Source organism: Burkholderia sp. GbtcB21 (assembly GCF_019091065.1).
GTDB classification, from domain to species: Bacteria; Pseudomonadota; Gammaproteobacteria; order Burkholderiales; family Burkholderiaceae; genus Burkholderia; species Burkholderia pyrrocinia_C.
Genome location: NZ_JAGXKA010000015.1, coordinates 24309 through 40335, shown reverse-complemented (window position 1 = coordinate 40335; position 16027 = coordinate 24309). Strand labels below are relative to the sequence as shown.

16 protein-coding genes are annotated in these 16027 nt (G+C 67.4%); 7 read left to right on the top strand and 9 right to left on the bottom strand.

What is annotated here, in order from left to right:
* Positions 1-109: 109 nt before the first annotated feature.
* From KVT39_RS27970 to KVT39_RS27945, 6 genes are all read right to left on the bottom strand, one after another.
* The gene (locus KVT39_RS27970; RefSeq protein WP_034183704.1) at positions 110-706 is read right to left on the bottom strand and encodes a UbiX family flavin prenyltransferase; all 597 of its coding nucleotides are present in this window, start codon (positions 704-706) and stop codon (positions 110-112) included.
* Between the two features lie 26 nt (positions 707-732).
* On the bottom strand, positions 733-1044 hold the full coding sequence (gene grxD / locus KVT39_RS27965; protein ID WP_006753626.1) for a Grx4 family monothiol glutaredoxin: 312 nt from the start codon (positions 1042-1044) through the stop codon (positions 733-735).
* A 67-nt stretch (positions 1045-1111) separates the two neighbouring features.
* Positions 1112-1954 carry a peptide chain release factor N(5)-glutamine methyltransferase gene (prmC, locus tag KVT39_RS27960; RefSeq protein ID WP_034183705.1) on the bottom strand — a complete coding sequence of 281 codons (843 nt, stop codon included), beginning with the start codon at positions 1952-1954 and terminating at the stop codon, positions 1112-1114.
* A 7-nt stretch (positions 1955-1961) separates the two neighbouring features.
* The gene (gene prfA, locus KVT39_RS27955; RefSeq protein ID WP_105392244.1) at positions 1962-3044 is read right to left on the bottom strand and encodes a peptide chain release factor 1; all 1083 of its coding nucleotides are present in this window, start codon (positions 3042-3044) and stop codon (positions 1962-1964) included.
* A gap of 81 nt (positions 3045-3125) precedes the next feature.
* A complete protein-coding gene (gene hemA / locus KVT39_RS27950; RefSeq protein ID WP_034183707.1) occupies positions 3126-4424 on the bottom strand; it encodes a glutamyl-tRNA reductase in 1299 nt (432 codons plus the stop codon).
* Positions 4425-4450: 26 nt separating this feature from the next.
* The gene (locus tag KVT39_RS27945) at positions 4451-5212 is read right to left on the bottom strand and encodes a response regulator transcription factor (RefSeq protein ID WP_034183708.1); all 762 of its coding nucleotides are present in this window, start codon (positions 5210-5212) and stop codon (positions 4451-4453) included.
* 171 nt (positions 5213-5383) lie between these two features.
* Between KVT39_RS27945 and KVT39_RS27940 the strand changes: the two genes are divergently transcribed.
* From KVT39_RS27940 to KVT39_RS27925, 4 genes are read left to right on the top strand one after another with little or no spacing between them, the layout of a single operon-like run.
* Positions 5384-5638: a hypothetical protein gene (locus KVT39_RS27940; protein WP_034183709.1), complete on the top strand. Its 255-nt coding sequence runs from the start codon at positions 5384-5386 to the stop codon at positions 5636-5638.
* A gap of 18 nt (positions 5639-5656) precedes the next feature.
* Entirely contained in the window at positions 5657-7471 is a 1815-nt protein-coding gene (locus tag KVT39_RS27935) for an aminopeptidase P family protein (protein WP_175750190.1), read from the top strand.
* A 55-nt stretch (positions 7472-7526) separates the two neighbouring features.
* On the top strand, positions 7527-8078 hold the full coding sequence (locus KVT39_RS27930; RefSeq protein WP_072443018.1) for a cysteine hydrolase family protein: 552 nt from the start codon (positions 7527-7529) through the stop codon (positions 8076-8078).
* A complete protein-coding gene (locus KVT39_RS27925; RefSeq protein WP_217590693.1) occupies positions 8075-8698 on the top strand; it encodes an HAD-IA family hydrolase in 624 nt (207 codons plus the stop codon). The genes KVT39_RS27930 and KVT39_RS27925 overlap by 4 nt, the downstream gene beginning before the upstream one ends.
* A gap of 136 nt (positions 8699-8834) precedes the next feature.
* Here KVT39_RS27925 and ettA read toward each other — a convergent pair whose 3' ends face one another.
* The 3 genes from ettA to gcvA all read right to left on the bottom strand — a co-directional run bounded on the left by ettA (position 8835) and on the right by gcvA (position 12015).
* Positions 8835-10502, bottom strand: coding sequence for an energy-dependent translational throttle protein EttA (gene ettA, locus KVT39_RS27920; RefSeq protein ID WP_034183713.1), 1668 nt, complete (start codon positions 10500-10502; stop codon positions 8835-8837).
* Between the two features lie 184 nt (positions 10503-10686).
* Positions 10687-10995: a DUF3761 domain-containing protein gene (locus tag KVT39_RS27915; RefSeq protein WP_217590692.1), complete on the bottom strand. Its 309-nt coding sequence runs from the start codon at positions 10993-10995 to the stop codon at positions 10687-10689.
* Between the two features lie 102 nt (positions 10996-11097).
* On the bottom strand, positions 11098-12015 hold the full coding sequence (gene gcvA, locus KVT39_RS27910; protein ID WP_034183715.1) for a transcriptional regulator GcvA: 918 nt from the start codon (positions 12013-12015) through the stop codon (positions 11098-11100).
* 193 nt (positions 12016-12208) lie between these two features.
* On the opposite strand from gcvA, the gene KVT39_RS27905 reads away from it, so the two are divergent.
* The 3 genes from KVT39_RS27905 to gabP all read left to right on the top strand — a co-directional run bounded on the left by KVT39_RS27905 (position 12209) and on the right by gabP (position 15719).
* A complete protein-coding gene (locus tag KVT39_RS27905) occupies positions 12209-13483 on the top strand; it encodes an MFS transporter (protein ID WP_217590691.1) in 1275 nt (424 codons plus the stop codon).
* Between the two features lie 81 nt (positions 13484-13564).
* Complete coding sequence (locus KVT39_RS27900) at positions 13565-13909, top strand: MmcQ/YjbR family DNA-binding protein (protein ID WP_217590690.1); 345 nt, start codon at positions 13565-13567, stop codon at positions 13907-13909.
* Positions 13910-14327: 418 nt separating this feature from the next.
* Positions 14328-15719: a GABA permease gene (gabP, locus tag KVT39_RS27895; RefSeq protein ID WP_105392250.1), complete on the top strand. Its 1392-nt coding sequence runs from the start codon at positions 14328-14330 to the stop codon at positions 15717-15719.
* Positions 15720-16027: the final 308 nt, after the last annotated feature.

Below are 16027 nucleotides of genomic sequence, written 5' to 3'. Positions count from 1 at the left end.
GTCGCGATGCAATGCGTTCTGGTGTGGGTAGACGTCAGTACGCGTGAAATCGAATGAATTGCCGATTGAATCGGTGAAGATGCGCGAAGAAGCGGGTGTGGCGATCGGCTTACTGCGCGTGCCGGATGCCGGCCCACGGTGTCGTCAGCGGTGCGCTGAGCGCGAACAGGTCGAGCACGCGGGTGACGGTCTGGTCGACGAGTTCCTCGATCGTCTTCGGCATCGCATAGAACGCGGGCAACGGCGGAAACACGATGCCGCCCATTTCGGTGACGGCGGTCATGTTGCGCAGATGCGCGAGGTTGAACGGCGTTTCGCGCACCATCAGCACGAGACGGCGGCGTTCCTTCAGCGTGACGTCGGCCGCGCGCGTGATCAGGTTGTCGGACAGCCCGTGCGCAACGCTCGCGAGCGTCTTCATCGAGCATGGCGCGATCACCATCCCGTCGGTCGCGAACGAGCCCGACGCGATCGTCGCGCCGACGTCGCGCACCGAATGCACGACGTCCGCACGGCTTTCGACATCGGCCTTCGGCAGCTTCAGTTCATGCTGGATGTTGAGCCAGCCGGCGTTCGAAATCAGCAGATGCGTTTCGACGCCGCCGGCGGCGCGCAGCAGGTCGAGCAGCCGCACGCCGTAGATCGCGCCGGTGGCGCCGGTGATCGCGACGATCAGCCGGCGTGGCGGCGCGCTGGGAGATGCCATCGAAAGGGTGGGGCAGGTCGGGCGTATTAAGCGGCTGCGAACAGTTGCTGCAGCTCGCCCGACTGGTACATCTCCATCATGATGTCCGAGCCGCCGACGAATTCGCCCTTCACGTAGAGCTGCGGGATGGTCGGCCAGTTCGAGAATTCCTTGATGCCCTGGCGGATTTCGTCGTCCTCGAGCACGTTGACCGTCTTGAACTGGTCGACGCCGCAGGCCTTCAGCACCTGCACCGCGCGGCCCGAGAAGCCGCACATCGGGAATTGCGCGTTGCCCTTCATGAAGAGCACGACCTGGTTTTCGTCGACGATTTGCTTGATACGTTGTTGGGTGTCCATGACTGACCTTGCGTTTGCGGGGCGTTAGATCGAAATGATAGCGGATTTCAACCGGGCGGGCCGGGCATCAGCCCGGCAGGCGGCCGCCGGTCGTGCGTTCGATCGCAGCCAGATCGGCGAGCGATTCGACTGCGACGAAGCCGTGCGACGACAGCACTGCGCGGACGGCTTCGGCCTGGTCGTAGCCGTGCTCGATCCACAGCGTGCCGCCCGGTTTCAGGTAGGCGCCGGCGCCCGCGACGATCGTGCGGATCGCGCTGAGGCCGTCGGCGTCGTCGGTAAGCGCGCCGCGCGGCTCGAAACGCAGATCGCCCTGCGCGAGGTGCGGATCGTGCTGCGCGATGTACGGCGGGTTGCTGACGATCGTGTCGAATGCGAGCGCCGGATCGAGCGCCGCGTACCAGTCGCTCTGCAGCCAGTGCAGCGGGCCGCCGGGGCGGTGCGCGTCCAGCAGCTTGCCGGCGTTGCATTGCGCGACTGCGAGCGCGGCCGGCGAACGGTCGAGCGCCCACACGCGTGCATCGGGACGCTCGGCCGCGATCGATACGGCGATCGCGCCGCTGCCGGTGCCGAGATCGAGCACGGCCGGATGCGGCAGCCCGTCGATCGCGTCGAGCGCGGCTTCGACGAGCAGTTCGGTTTCGGGGCGCGGGATCAGCACGTCGGGCGTCACGTCGAACGGCCGGCCGAAGAATTCGCGCATCCCGACGAGCTGCGCGACCGGCTCGCCGGCCACGCGGCGCGCTTCGAGCGCGCGATAGCGTTCGACCGCGGCAGCGTCGAGCGGCGTGTCGCCACGCGTGATCAGTTGCGTGCGGGTCCAGCCGAGCGCGTGCGCGAGCAGCACGCGCGCATCGACCGCGTCGAGCGGCGACGCGCGCAACAGTTCGTCGGCGGTGGTGTCGGGCATCGCGGCCTCAGTCGGCGTCGCCGAGCGACGCGAGCAGTTCGGCCTGGTGCTCGCTGACGAGCACGCCGATCAGTTCGTCGAGATCGCCGTCCATGATCGCCTCGAGCCGGTACAGCGTCAGGTTGATCCGGTGGTCGGTCATCCGGCCCTGCGGGAAGTTGTACGTGCGGATCCGCTCCGAGCGGTCGCCGGAGCCGATCAGGCTCTTGCGCGTCGCCGCTTCCTTCGCGTGCTGCTCGTGATACTGCTTGTCCTTGATGCGCGCGGCGAGCACCTTCAGCGCGCGATCCTTGTTCTTGTGCTGCGAACGGTCGTCCTGGCACTCGACGACGATGCCGGTCGGGATGTGCGTGACGCGCACCGCCGAATCGGTCTTGTTGATGTGCTGGCCGCCCGCGCCGGACGCACGGAACGTATCGATCCGCAGGTCGGCCGGATTGATCTCGATCTCGCCGATCTCGTCGGCTTCCGGCATCACCGCGACCGTGCACGCGGACGTATGGATGCGCCCCTGCGTCTCGGTCGCCGGCACGCGCTGCACGCGATGGCCGCCCGATTCGAACTTCAGGCGCGAATACGCGCCCTGGCCCGCGATCCGCACGATCACTTCCTTGTAGCCGCCGAGATCCGACGCGCTCTCCGACATCATCTCGACCTGCCAGCGATGGCGTTCCGCGAAGCGCAGGTACATGCGCAGCAGGTCGCCCGCGAACAGCGCCGATTCGTCGCCGCCCGTGCCCGCGCGGATTTCGAGGAAGATGTTGCGATCGTCGTTCGGATCCTTCGGCAACAGCATTTTCTGCAGCTCGACCTCGAGGCGGGCCATGCTTTCTCGCGCGCTGCGGATCTCGTCCTCGGCGAAATCGCGCATCGACGGATCGGCGAGCAGTTCCTGCGCGGCCGTTTCGTCGCTGCGCGACTGGCGCCACAGCGCGTACTGCTCGACGACCGGGCCGAGTTCCGCATGTTCGCGCGTCAGCTTGCGGTACTGGTCGAGATCGGCCGTGACGTTTTCGCGGCTCAGCAGGTCGTTCAGTTCGGCCAGCCGTGTGGACAGCTGGTCGAGCTTGCGTTGCATGCTCGTCTTCATGGTGTGGAGCGGCGCTCCCGGGCAAGGGTATTCGGAAAGGATAGGCCGGCTCGCGGCCGGCGGCAGGGCAACCGGCCGGCGCTAGTGGCCGGACTGGTCGTTCGACCGCGGCGCGTGCTGGTAGAAGCCACGCATCAGGTCGATCAGCGAATCGCGATCGGCGCCGTTCACGCGGTTGAGCGCGCTCGTCGGGCCGTGGATCAGCTTGTTGGTCAGCGCCTGCGACAGCGCTTCAAGCACGGCGGCCGGATCGTCGCCGCGTGCGAGCAGCTTCTGTGCCTTGTCGACTTCGGCACGGCGCAGCGCGTCGGCCTGCGTATGCATGTGACGAATCACCGGCACGACGCTGCGCGTGTCGAGCCATTGCATGAAATTCTGCACACGCGTCTCGATGATCGATTCAGCCTGCGCGACCGCCGCCTGGCGCGATGCGTTGCCTTCGCGCACGATCGCGCCGAGATCGTCGACGGTGTAGAGGAACACGTCCTTCAGCTTGCCGACCTCGGGCTCGATGTCGCGCGGCACCGCGAGGTCGACCATGAAGATCGGCCGGTGGCGGCGTGCTTTCACCGCACGCTCGACCGCGCCGAGGCCGATGATCGGCAGCGTCGACGCCGTGCACGACACGATGATGTCGAATTCCTGCATGCGGGCCGGCAGATCCGACAGCGGCATCGCGCGGCCGTTGAAGCGTTCGGCGAGCCGCTGGCCGCGTTCGGCCGTGCGGTTCGCGACGACGAGCTCGCGCGGGCCTTGCGCGGCGAAGTGCGTCGCGCACAGCTCGATCATCTCGCCGGCGCCGATGAACAGCACGCGCTGATCCGACACCTTTTCGAAGATCCGCTGTGCGAGGCGAACCGCGGCGGCGGCCATCGACACCGACTGCGTGCCGATCTCGGTCGTGCCGCGCACTTCCTTCGCCACCGCGAATGTGCGCTGGAACAGCTGGTTCAGATAGGTGCCGAGCGCGCCGGCTTCCGTCGCGGTGCGCACGGCGTCCTTCATCTGGCCCAGAATCTGCGTTTCGCCAAGCACCATCGAATCGAGGCCGGATGCGACGCGGAATGCATGGCGGACCGCTTCCGACTGCGGTAGCGCGTAAACATGCGGGGCGAGCTCGTCGACGGGAATCCGGTGATACTCCGACAGCCAGCGGAGCGCGCCTTCACGTGCTGCGCGATCGTCGGTCGCGCAATACAGTTCGGTGCGGTTGCAGGTGGAGAGGATCGCCGCTTCGGGCGTGTTGGGCGCCTGGGGCCCGAGAAACACGTTCTTGAACGTGACGAGAGCCGGCTTGATCTGCTCGAGCGGAAACGCCACGCGTTCGCGCAGGGCGACAGGCGCAGTGTGGTGATTGATTCCGATCGTGAGGAGTTGCATATCGAGGGCTATCGTTTAGCCCCATATTATAGCGTTTCAGCGATTTCCTCACTCGCCGCATACCGGGCATCGGTGTGGCACGGCCGGGAATTTGGGGGCTCGATCGGCACGCGTTCGAGCTGGTAGCCATAGCCGTAGAGCGGCAACAGGCGGTAGCCGTGCTCCGGAAGCAGCTGCAACTTGCTGCGCAGCCGGGACGCATGCGTATCGAGCGTGCGCGACTTCATGTCGCGGCGGCGGGCCCACACCGTTTCGAGGATATGGGCGCGCGATACGGGCCGCGACAGGTTCGCGAACAGCAACTGCGCGAAGCGGAACTCCTTGGGCGTGAGTGAAACGATTGCGTTGCCGAAGCGCACAAGGCAATGCGTGGCGTCGAATGCGTATTCGCCATACATTTCGCGCGAGCGGGTCGGCGGCCGGCGCACGCCGGCGCGCCGGCTCAGCGCGTTGACGCGCGCGAGCAGTTCGGGTCCGCTGACGGGGCGCACGAGGCAATCGTCGGCGCCCGCGTGCAGGCACGATACGATTTCGCTTTCGCGCGGCAACTGCATCACGGCGATGGCCGGCAGCCCGGGCAGGATCGCCTGCGCGCGCGGTATGACTTCCTCGGCAGGCTGGTCGCCGGCCCAGTTGCCGGTGATCAGCATGTCGCAGGTGTCGGTGGCGAGCCATTCGAAGAACGCCGTGCTGGACGAAAACGCGTGGCACACATGACCGCCTGCAAAGAGCAGGCGGTTCAGGAGCGCGGCATGACGCGCCTCCGGATCGATCAGAGCGATTCGCATGAGAGTTTCTTCAATACGGCAGCCGGTGCGCGCTTGCCATAACGTCGAGTCGGCCCCTACACTCGAACGTTCGCGGCGCCCGGCTGGTCTCGGGTTCGATGGATGAATCGATGCTAGCCGCTGGCAACGTTCACGCCTATGGGACGAATCTGAATTTATAGAAGGCGTCGAATGAACTGGTTTGGAATCCTTGTCCTGGGAGCGGCCGTCGGGCTGTTCGGCCGATGGCTGCACCCGATGCGGCGCACGGGCCGGCCGGCGTGGTGGATCGCGGTACTCGTCGGCATCGTGGGTGCGGCTGCCGCCCGCATGGCCGGCAATCTCTCGGGACTGTTTTACGATGGCGAGACGCTCGAATGGCCGGTCTGCACCGGCGTCGCGTTCCTTGCCGTAGCCGTGACGGTCGCGCTGTCGGCCCGTCGCTGAATGCTCTCAGGTGAAATCATGAATGCCCGTCTTCCCGAAGTCTCGTCGGTGCCGGCCCGCCTTGCGCTGCTGCGCGGCGCCATGGCCCGCGAGGACCTGGCCGCCTATCTCGTGCCGTCCGCCGATCCCCATCTGTCCGAATACCTGCCCGAGCGCTGGCAGGCCCGCCGCTGGCTGTCCGGCTTCACGGGCTCGGTCGGCACGCTGGTCGTGACCGCGGATTTCGCGGGGCTGTGGGTCGACAGCCGCTACTGGGTGCAGGCCGATGCCGAACTGGCCGGCACGGGCGTGCAGTTGATGAAGATGACGGGCGGGCAGCAGAGCGCGCCGCACGTCGACTGGCTCGCGCAGAACGTGGCAGCGGGCGCGACGGTCGGCGTCGACGGCGCCGTGCTCGGCGTCGCGGCCGCGCGCGGGCTGACGGCCGCGCTGAGCGCGCGCGGCATCGCGCTGCGCACCGATCTCGACCTGCTCGACGCGATCTGGCCCGAGCGGCCGGGGCTACCCGGCGACGCGGTGTTCGAGCACGCGGCGCCGCAGGCGGACACGACGCGCGCGAGCAAGCTGGCCGAAGTGCGCCGCGCGATGCACGCGCAGGGCGCGCAGTGGCATTTCGTGTCGACGCTCGACGATCTGGCCTGGTTGTTCAACCTGCGCGGCGCCGACGTCAACTTCAATCCCGTATTCGTTGCGCACGCAATGATCGGTGCCGATCGCGCGACGCTGTTCGTCGCCGACGGCAAGGTGTCGCCGGCGCTGGCCGCGTCGCTCGCGCAGGACGGCGTCGACGTCCGTGCATACGATGCCGCACGCGCATCGCTCGCGGCGCTGCCCGACGGCGCGACGCTGCTGGTCGACCCGCGCCGCGTGACGTTCGGCACGCTCGAGGCCGTGCCGGCCGGCGTGAAGCTCGTCGAGGCCGTGAATCCGTCGACGTTCGCGAAGTCGCGCAAGACGTCCGCCGAGATCGAGCACGTGCGCGTGACGATGGAGCACGACGGCGCCGCGCTCGCGGAATTCTTTGCCTGGTTCGAGCAGGCCGTGAACCGCGAGACTATCACCGAACTGACGATCGAGGAGAAGCTCACGGCCGCGCGCGCACGGCGCCCCGGCTATGTGTCGCCGAGCTTCGCGACGATCGCCGGCTTCAACGCGAACGGCGCGATGCCGCATTACCACGCCACGCCCGAGTCGCACGCGACGATCGCCGGCGACGGCCTGTTGCTGATCGATTCGGGCGGCCAGTACGTGACTGGCACGACCGACATCACGCGCGTCGTGCCGGTCGGCACCGTCAGCGACCTGCAGCGGCGCGATTTCACGATCGTGCTGAAATCGATGATGGCGCTGTCGCGCGCACGCTTCCCGCGCGGCATCCGCTCGCCGATGCTCGACGCGATCGCGCGCGCGCCGATGTGGGCGGCCGGGCTCGACTACGGCCACGGCACGGGGCATGGCGTCGGCTATTTCCTGAACGTGCACGAGGGCCCGCAGGTCATCTCGCACTACGCGCCGGCCGAGCCGTACACGGCGATGGAAGAGGGGATGATCACGTCGATCGAGCCGGGCGTGTACCGCCCCGGCCAGTGGGGCATCCGGATCGAGAACCTGGTCGTGAACCGCGCGGCCGGGAAGACCGAGTTCGGCGATTTCCTCGCGTTCGAGACGCTGACGCTGTGCCCGATCGACACGCGCTGCGTGCTGATCGAGATGCTGCACGACGAAGAGCGCGCGTGGCTGAACACGTATCACGCGACGGTGCGCGAGCGCGTCGGCCGGCACCTGAGCGGCGACGCGAAGGCATGGCTCGACGCGCGCACGCAGCCGATCTGACGCGACGTGCGATAACGGCCGGACGACGGCCGAACCACAACAGCGAGGGCAAAATATGGCGGACACCGCAGTGATCGTGGTCGACATGCAGCGCGGACTGGTGGAGCGGGCGCAGCCCGCGTACCGGCTCGACGACGTGGTGTCGGGCATCAACCGGTTGACGGCGGCGGCACGCGCGGCGAACGCGCCCGTGTGCTTCGTGCAGCACGACGGCGACGCAGACGACGACATCGTGCCCGGCACGCCGGGCTGGGAGCTGCATGCGGGGCTGGTCGTCGGGAGCGACGACTGGCGCGTGCGCAAGCAGGTGAGCGACTCGTTTCACGACACGCCGCTCGCGGCGCAGCTCGACCGCCACGGCATCCGTTCGGTGCTGATCTGCGGCTATGCGACCGAGTTCTGCGTCGATTCGGCCGCGCGCCGTGCGGCACTGCTCGGCTACCGGACGACCGTCGTGTCCGACCTGCATACGACGAACGAGCGTGCGCACCTGTCGGCCGCGCAGATCGTCGCGCATCATCACTTCGTCTGGGCAAACAATTCGCTGTCGGGCAACGCGGTCACGCCGCGTCCGCTCGCCGACGTGCTCGCCGCGGAGTTCGCATGACGATCAAGGCGGTGGTGTTCGATTTCGGCGGCGTGCTGATCGACTGGAGCCCCGACTACCTTTACCGGCAACTGATTCCCGACGAGGCCGAGCGTCGCTGGTTCCTCACGCATGTCTGCGCGATGGACTGGGTGATTCGCCAGGACGGCGGGCAGACGATCGAGGAAGGTACGGCCGAGCTCGTCGCGAAGTTTCCGGAGCACGAGGTGCCGATCCGCGCGTTCTACGCACGCTGGCACGAGATGATCGGCGGCGTGCTCGACGAAGGCGCCGCGCTCGTCGAGCGGCTCGACGCGCAGGGGATGCCGCTGTTCGGGCTGACGAACTGGTCCGCGCAGACGTTTCCGTATGCGTGGGACAACTTCCCGGTCCTGCGGCGGTTCAGGGACATCGTCGTGTCGGGCCGCGTGAAGCTCGTGAAACCCGATCCGGCGATCTACCGCGAGATGCACGCGAGAATCGATCCGCACCTGCCGGGCATCGCGCCGCGCGAGCTCGTGTTCATCGACGACAACGCGAAGAACGCCGCGGCCGCAACGGCGCTCGGCTGGCACGGCATTCATCACACGAGCGCGGCGCAGACTGAGGCGCGGCTGCGCGAACTGGGCGCGCTCGCGTAGGCGGCGGGCGAGCGATCGTCAGATGAAAAAAGCGGGCCACGGGCCCGCTTTGTCGTTTTGCCGATCCGGAAGGAAGCGGCCACCTTCGGCATCCGGCCCCACGTTGCCGCAGTGCCGGGCGCCCGGGCCGCGCCGCTCAGCGGGTGATCGGCTTGTAGCGCAGTCGGTGCGGCTTCGCGGCTTCCTCGCCGAGGCGCGCGCGCTTGTCGGCTTCGTACTCCTGGTAGTTGCCGTCGAAGAACGTGACCTGCGAATCGCCTTCGAACGCGAGGATGTGCGTCGCGATCCGGTCGAGGAACCAGCGATCGTGCGAGATCACCATCACCGAGCCCGCGAATTCGAGCAGTGCGTCTTCCAGCGCGCGCAGCGTTTCGACGTCGAGGTCGTTCGACGGTTCGTCGAGCAGCAGCACGTTGCCGCCCGAGATCAGCGTCTTCGCGAGGTGCAGGCGGCCGCGTTCGCCGCCGGACAGGTTGCCGACGATCTTCTGCTGGTCGCCGCCCTTGAAGTTGAAGCGGCCGATGTACGCGCGCGACGGCGTCTCGTACTTGCCCACCGTCAGCACGTCGGCGCCGCCCGAGATTTCCTCGAACACCGTCTTCGAGCCGTCGAGCGCATCGCGGCTCTGGTCGACGTACGCGAGCTTCACCGTCGGGCCCATCACGACCTCGCCCGAATCCGGCTGCTCCTTGCCCGTCAGCATCCGGAACAGCGTCGACTTGCCGGCGCCGTTCGGGCCGATGATGCCGACGATCGCGCCGGCCGGGATCTTCAGGTTCAGGTTGTCGATCAGCAGGCGGTCGCCGAACGCCTTGCTGACGTTCTTGAACTCGATCACTTCATTGCCGAGGCGGTCGCCGACCGGAATGAAGATTTCCTGCGTCTCGTTGCGCTTCTGGTATTCCTGGCTGTTCAGCTCCTCGAAGCGCGCGATACGCGCCTTCGACTTCGCCTGGCGGCCCTTCGGGTTCTGGCGCACCCACTCCAGTTCCTTCTTGATCGCCTTCTGGCGCGCCGACTCCGACGCTTCTTCCTGCTTCAGGCGCTCTTCCTTCTGGTCGAGCCAGCTGCTGTAGTTGCCCTTCCACGGAATGCCGTGGCCGCGGTCGAGTTCGAGAATCCACTCGGCCGCGTTGTCGAGGAAGTAGCGATCGTGCGTGACGGCGACGACGGTGCCCGGGAAGCGCACCAGGAACTGTTCGAGCCAGTCGACCGATTCGGCGTCGAGGTGGTTGGTCGGTTCGTCGAGCAGCAGCATGTCGGGCTTTTCGAGCAGCAGCTTGCACAGTGCGACGCGGCGCTTTTCGCCGCCCGACAGGTGCTCGATCTTCGCGTCCCACGCCGGCAGGCGCAGCGCGTCGGCGGCCACTTCGAGCTGCTGCTCGGGGCTGCCGCCATCGCTCGACGCGAGGATCGCCTCGTACTTCGCCTGTTCGGCCGCGAGCGCGTCGAAGTCGGCGTCCGGCTCGGCATACGCCGCGTAGATCTCTTCGAGCTTCTTGTTGGCCTGGAACAGGTCGCCGAGGCCTTCCTCGACGGCTTCGCGCACCGTCTTCGTCGGGTCGAGCTGCGGTTCCTGCGGCAGATAGCCGATGTTCAGGTTCGGCATCGGCGTCGCTTCGCCTTCGATGTCCTTGTCGACGCCCGCCATGATGCGGATCAGCGTCGACTTGCCCGAGCCGTTCAGGCCGAGCACGCCGATCTTCGCGCCCGGAAAGAACGACAGCGAGATGTCCTTCAGGATCTGGCGCTTGGGCGGCACGATCTTGCCGACCCGGTTCATCGTGAAAACGTATTGGGCCATTTGGGTGTGAAAGTCAGAAGTTGAGACGGCCGCGCAGCGCGCTGGCAGGGCGGCGTCGGGTGATTCGGTACGGAGCGTGCCGCGCAAGGCGCGGCGGCGTCGCCGAGTGGCGGCGGCGCGAGCGGCTATTGTACTTCGCCGCCGGGTGTCGCTGGCACGACGCAGGCATTCGGGCGCGCGGCGTTCACAGCCACGCGGCGACGCCGCCGTGCCCCGAGCACGTGCCGCGCCGGTGGCGGCTGAAGCTGTACGTGCCGTCGCGGCAGCGCGCGCTTGCGCCGTCGGGCACGCGGCCCGATTTCGAATGTGCGGGCGCGTGCACGGTTTCGCCGTCGCGGTTGCGATACGTGTCGTGACGGTCGAGATCGGCTTCGTTGCCGTAGCCGGGCGGTGCGCGGTACGCCTGCGCGGAAGGAGGCAGGGCGGCGCACGCGACGAAGAGCGCGATCGACAGCGTCGCAACGTGCGTCGCGCGGCGGAGCAGGGCAGTCATGGTCTCTCTCGGTCTGTTGTTATCGATGTCGGGCCGATGGCCCGCGCCGCATGTTAGCCGATCGGCCAGGGGGGGGCGCTGGCGCCTCGCGGTGAAGCGACGTCAAGCCGCGCCGGACATCGACGCCGCGCCGTCGGCCTGCGCGGCGTCGAGAATCCAACGGCGGAACGCGGCGATCTTCGGCCGTTCCGCGTGATGCGGCGGATAGACGAGGTAGTACGCGAAATCGTCGAGCCACGCGACGTCGGCGAGCTGCACGAGCCGGCCGCTTTCGAGCTCGCCGCGCACCATCGCGGCCGGCAGCAGCCCGGCGCCCTGGCCGGCGACGATCGCCTGCAGCAACAGGCCCGAGTCGTCGAACGCGGGGCCGCGGGGCGGGCCGAAATCGTCGATACGCTGTGCGCCGAACCAGATGTGCCAGCCCTTGCGCTCGGCATCGTGCAGGTGCGGCCAGCCGACGAGATCGGCCGGTGTCGCCGGCATGCCGAGCCGCGCGACGAGTTCGGGCGACGCGAGCGCGACGATTTCCACCGTCAGCAGGCGTTCGCTGCACAGCCCGATGTAGCGCCCGAGGCCGTGACGGATCGCGACGTCGACGCCGTCGCGCGCGAAATCCGCGAGTGCATGGCTCGTGACGATCTGCAGGTCGACGTCCGGGCACGCGTGCCGGAACTGCGCGAGGCGCGGCACGAGCCACGCGGACGCGAAGAACGGCGTGACGCTCACCGTCAACACGCCGCTGTCGGCGGCGCCAGACACGCGCTGCGACGCATCGGCGATCTGCCGGAACGCATTGCGCACCGGCGGCAGGTAGTCGCGGCCGGCTGCCGTCAACAGGATGCCGCGGTTGACGCGCTCGAACAGCTGCACGCCGAGATGCGTTTCGAGCGTGCGGATCATCTGGCTCACCGCGCCGGGCGTGACTGACAGTTCTTCGGCCGCCGACTTCACCGACAGGTGGCGGGCGGCCGCTTCGAATGCACGCAGCGCGTTGAGCGGCGGCAGGCGGGAACGATTCATTCAGATTTTCTAAAGCGAAAGGCCGACGAAATATCGTTTGAGGCGATGCGTACGCGCGAGTACCGTTGTCGCATCGGATCGCATTCTTCAGGGCTGCCTTGCGGCAGCCGATGCGATCAACATAGTTCAACTATATCCATGAGGCAATCCGGATGCCGCGCGGCGTCCGGAGGGACCTGAGAGGAGCATCGTCATGAACCGCCCGGGCGCATCGCGCCTCTTCTACGGCTGGTACGTGGTCGCGGCCGCGTTCGCCGTCACGTTCGTCGGGTTCGGCAGCGCGTATACGTTCAGCGCGTTCGTCGAGTCGCTGCAGCGCGATTTCGCCGCATCGCGCGGGCAGATCTCGCTCGTGTTCTCGCTCGCCGGCTTCCTGTATTTCGGCTTCGGTATCGTCAGCGGGCCGCTTGCGGATCGCTTCGGCTCGCGGCGGCTCGCCGTCGCCGGCATGCTGCTGACGGGCGCCGGGCTCGCGGCCGCCGGCGCCGCGCACACGCTGCTGCAGGTTTATGTCGCGTATGGGCTTGGCGTCGGTCTCGGCGTCGGCTGCGCGTACGTGCCGGCGGTCGGGGCCGTGCAGCGCTGGTTCGTCCGCCGGCGCGGCTTCGCGTCGGGGCTCGCGGTCGCGGGGATCGGCGTCGGCACGCTCGTGATGCCGCCGCTCGCGTCCGTGCTGATCGCGCATGTCGGCTGGCGCGGCGCGTATTTCACGCTGGCAGCGATCGCGGTGGTCCTGGGGGCAGGCATGTCGCTGCTGATCGAGAACGATCCGCGCGGGCGCGGGTTGTTGCCGGATGGCGATGCGGCCAGCGACGGCGGCCGGAATGCCGGTGCTTCCGGAGCCGGCGCGGCCGCCACGACGGTGCACGCTGGCGCGACTGTGCGCGAGGCCGTCACGTCGCGGCCGTTCGCGAGTCTCTACGCCGCCTGTCTCGTATGCTCGTTCGGCGTATTCGTCCCGTTCGTCCACCTCGTGCCGTACGCGCTTGATCATGGCGTCGCGCCATCGACGGCCGTGCTGCTGCTCGGCGCGATCGGCGTCGGCAGTACGGCCGGCCGCTTTTTCCTCGGCGGCCTCGCCGACCGCTTCGGCCGCCGCGCATCGCTGCTCGCGATGTTCGCGGGCATGACCGTTGCGCTCGTCGCGTGGGCGGGCGCCGGCACCGTTGCGACGCTTGCCGCGTTCGCACTCGTGTTCGGCGTGTTCTATGGCGGCTGGGTCGCGGTGCTGCCGGCGGTCGTGATGGACTATTTCGGCGGCCGCAACGTGAGCGCGATCATCGGCATCCTGTACACGAGCGTCGCGTTCGGCACGCTGATCGGGCCGGCCGCTGCCGGCTTCATCTATGACGCGGGGGGCGGCTATCTCGTGCCGATCCTCGCGAGCGCCGTCGCGAATGCGATCGCGTTCGCCATCGTCGCGACCACCGGACGCGCGCCGGTGGCCGCGCGAGCGACCGGCGGATAGGCGCACATCGCTGGGCGCGCCGCGCGATTTCCGATAGGGTGGCCGGACCGTCAACCGTCGACCAACGGTCGAGGAGGCATCGTGACATTCGACGAAGTCCGGCAGATCGCGCTGGCGTGGCGCGGCGTCGAGGAAGGCACGTCGTACGGCACGCCCGCACTCAAGGTGAAGGGCAAGCTGCTCGCGCGGCTGCGCGAGGACGGCGACACGCTCGTCGTCAAGGGCGTCGGCCCCGACGAACGCGCGTGGCTGATCGAATCGGAACCCGACGTGTATTACGTGACCGATCACTACGCGGGCTGGCCGATCGTGATGGTGCGCCTGTCGGCCGCGCATCCCGACGCCGTGAAAAACCTGCTTCTGCGAGAATGGCACGCGATCGTGCCTGCCAAATGGCGGGACGAAGTCGCGCGCGGCGGGAACTGAGCATCCGGCGCGCGACGCTGCCGGATTGCCTTTGGCGGAAGCGCCCTGACGGTGCGCGAGCCGGCGCCGACCGGACCAAGCGTTGCATCGGTTCGCATCGATGCAACAAGTGGTCCCATCGAAATTCTTCAATTGGTTCTTAGTGAAGAACCGTTTGATGCTTACACTCCTTCGCTTCGAAGGCGGCTGACGAAAGCCGACGGAACGGGCGCACGCGATGCGCCGGCGCCTCGTGCGCCGCATCGCCCACGCAGCTTCGCAGACTGCGCGGCGCGTCCCACCGGAACGGTCCCCGATCCGGCCTCGGGCCTGCATGCAATGCAGGCGCCGTGCCTGGCCCGGCTCAAGAACGACAACTCCCCGCGCCGCCTTCACGCGACACCCGGTCGTACCGGAACCGTTTTTTGGAGAGAGACAGATGAGTGGAAGCAACACAGGCCTCGGCACGGGCCTGAAGCAGCGTCACGTGACGATGATGTCGATTGCCGGCGTCATCGGCGCGGGTTTGTTCGTCGGCTCCGGCCACGCGATAGCGGAAGCCGGTCCGGCGTCGATACTCGCGTATGCGATCGCGGGCGTGCTGGTCGTCCTGGTGATGCGCATGCTCGGCGAGATGGCCGTCGCGCATCCGGACAGCGGGTCGTTCTCGACCTATGCCGATCGCGCGATCGGCCACTGGGCCGGCTTCTCGATCGGCTGGCTGTACTGGTGGTTCTGGGTGCTCGTGATCCCGATCGAGGCAACGGCTGCGGCAACCATCCTCAATGCATGGTTCCCGGGCATCGCGACCTGGATCTTCGCGCTCGGCATCACGCTGCTGCTCACCGTCACCAACCTCTTTTCCGTCAAGAACTACGGCGAATTCGAATTCTGGTTCGCGCTGATCAAGGTCGTCGCGATCGTCGTGTTCCTGTGCATCGGCGGCGCGGCGATCGTCGGGATCATACCGGCGCCGGCCGTATCGGGCGTGTCGAACCTGTTCGCGCATCAGGGCTTCATGCCGAACGGCGCCGGTGCGGTGCTGGCGGCGATGCTGACGACGATGTTCTCGTTCCTCGGCACCGAGATCGTGACGATCGCGGCCGCCGAATCGGACAACCCGCAGCGCCAGATCGTGCGCGCGACGAACTCGGTGATCTGGCGCATCACGCTGTTCTATCTCGGCTCGATTCTCGTCGTCGCGGCCATCGTGCCGTGGAACGACCCGCTGCTGCCGAAGCACGGCTCGTATCAGCGCGCGATGGAGCTGATCGGCATCCCGAACGCGAAGGCGATCATCGACGTGATCGTGCTCGTATCGGTCGCGAGCTGCCTGAATTCGGCGCTGTACACGGCGTCGCGGATGCTGTTCTCGCTGTCGAAGCGCAAGGACGCGCCTGCGTTCCTGCACCGCACCGATTCGACCGGCACGCCGCGTGCGGCCGTGCTCGCGTCGACGGCATTCGGCTTCGTGACCGTGATCGCGAACTACCTGATGCCGGAGCAGGTGTTCGGCTTCCTGCTCGCGACGTCGGGCGCGATCGCGCTGCTCGTGTATCTCGTGATCGCGATCTCGCAGCTGCGGATGCGCAAGACGCTCGAATCGAGCGGCGCCGACCTGACGCTGCGGATGTGGATGTTCCCGTGGCTTACGTGGGCCGTGATCCTGTTCATCTGCGGCACGCTGACCGTGATGTTCGTCAGCGAGGCGCACCGGATGGAAGTCGGTGCGACGGCCGTGCTGGCGTTGATCGTGCTGTTGGCGTCGTGGCTGAACAAGCGCGGCCGCGACGCGCAGGCGGATGCGGGGCGGCGGGTGTCGGCGACGTGATGGAGTGACGAAGCGGCGGCGGACTGAGTGTTCGCCGTCGGCTGGCGGGGAAATTCCCGCCATGAAAAATGGCCTGGTCGGCGAAAGCCGGTCGGGCCATTTGCTTTTCGGGGCAAGCGGATGCCGTTCCCGGTATCGACACGGGTTGTTCGGCAACAACTTACGGCATTGAAATTTGTGGTCAAAAAATCGAACTTGTCTGATTTCGCCGGCGGCAACAACTTAATACATTGATCACTTCGATAACCGGGGTGAATCGATGGGCGAATCGATTTGGAATCCTTTGTTACCCAGCCGAATCTGGAAGC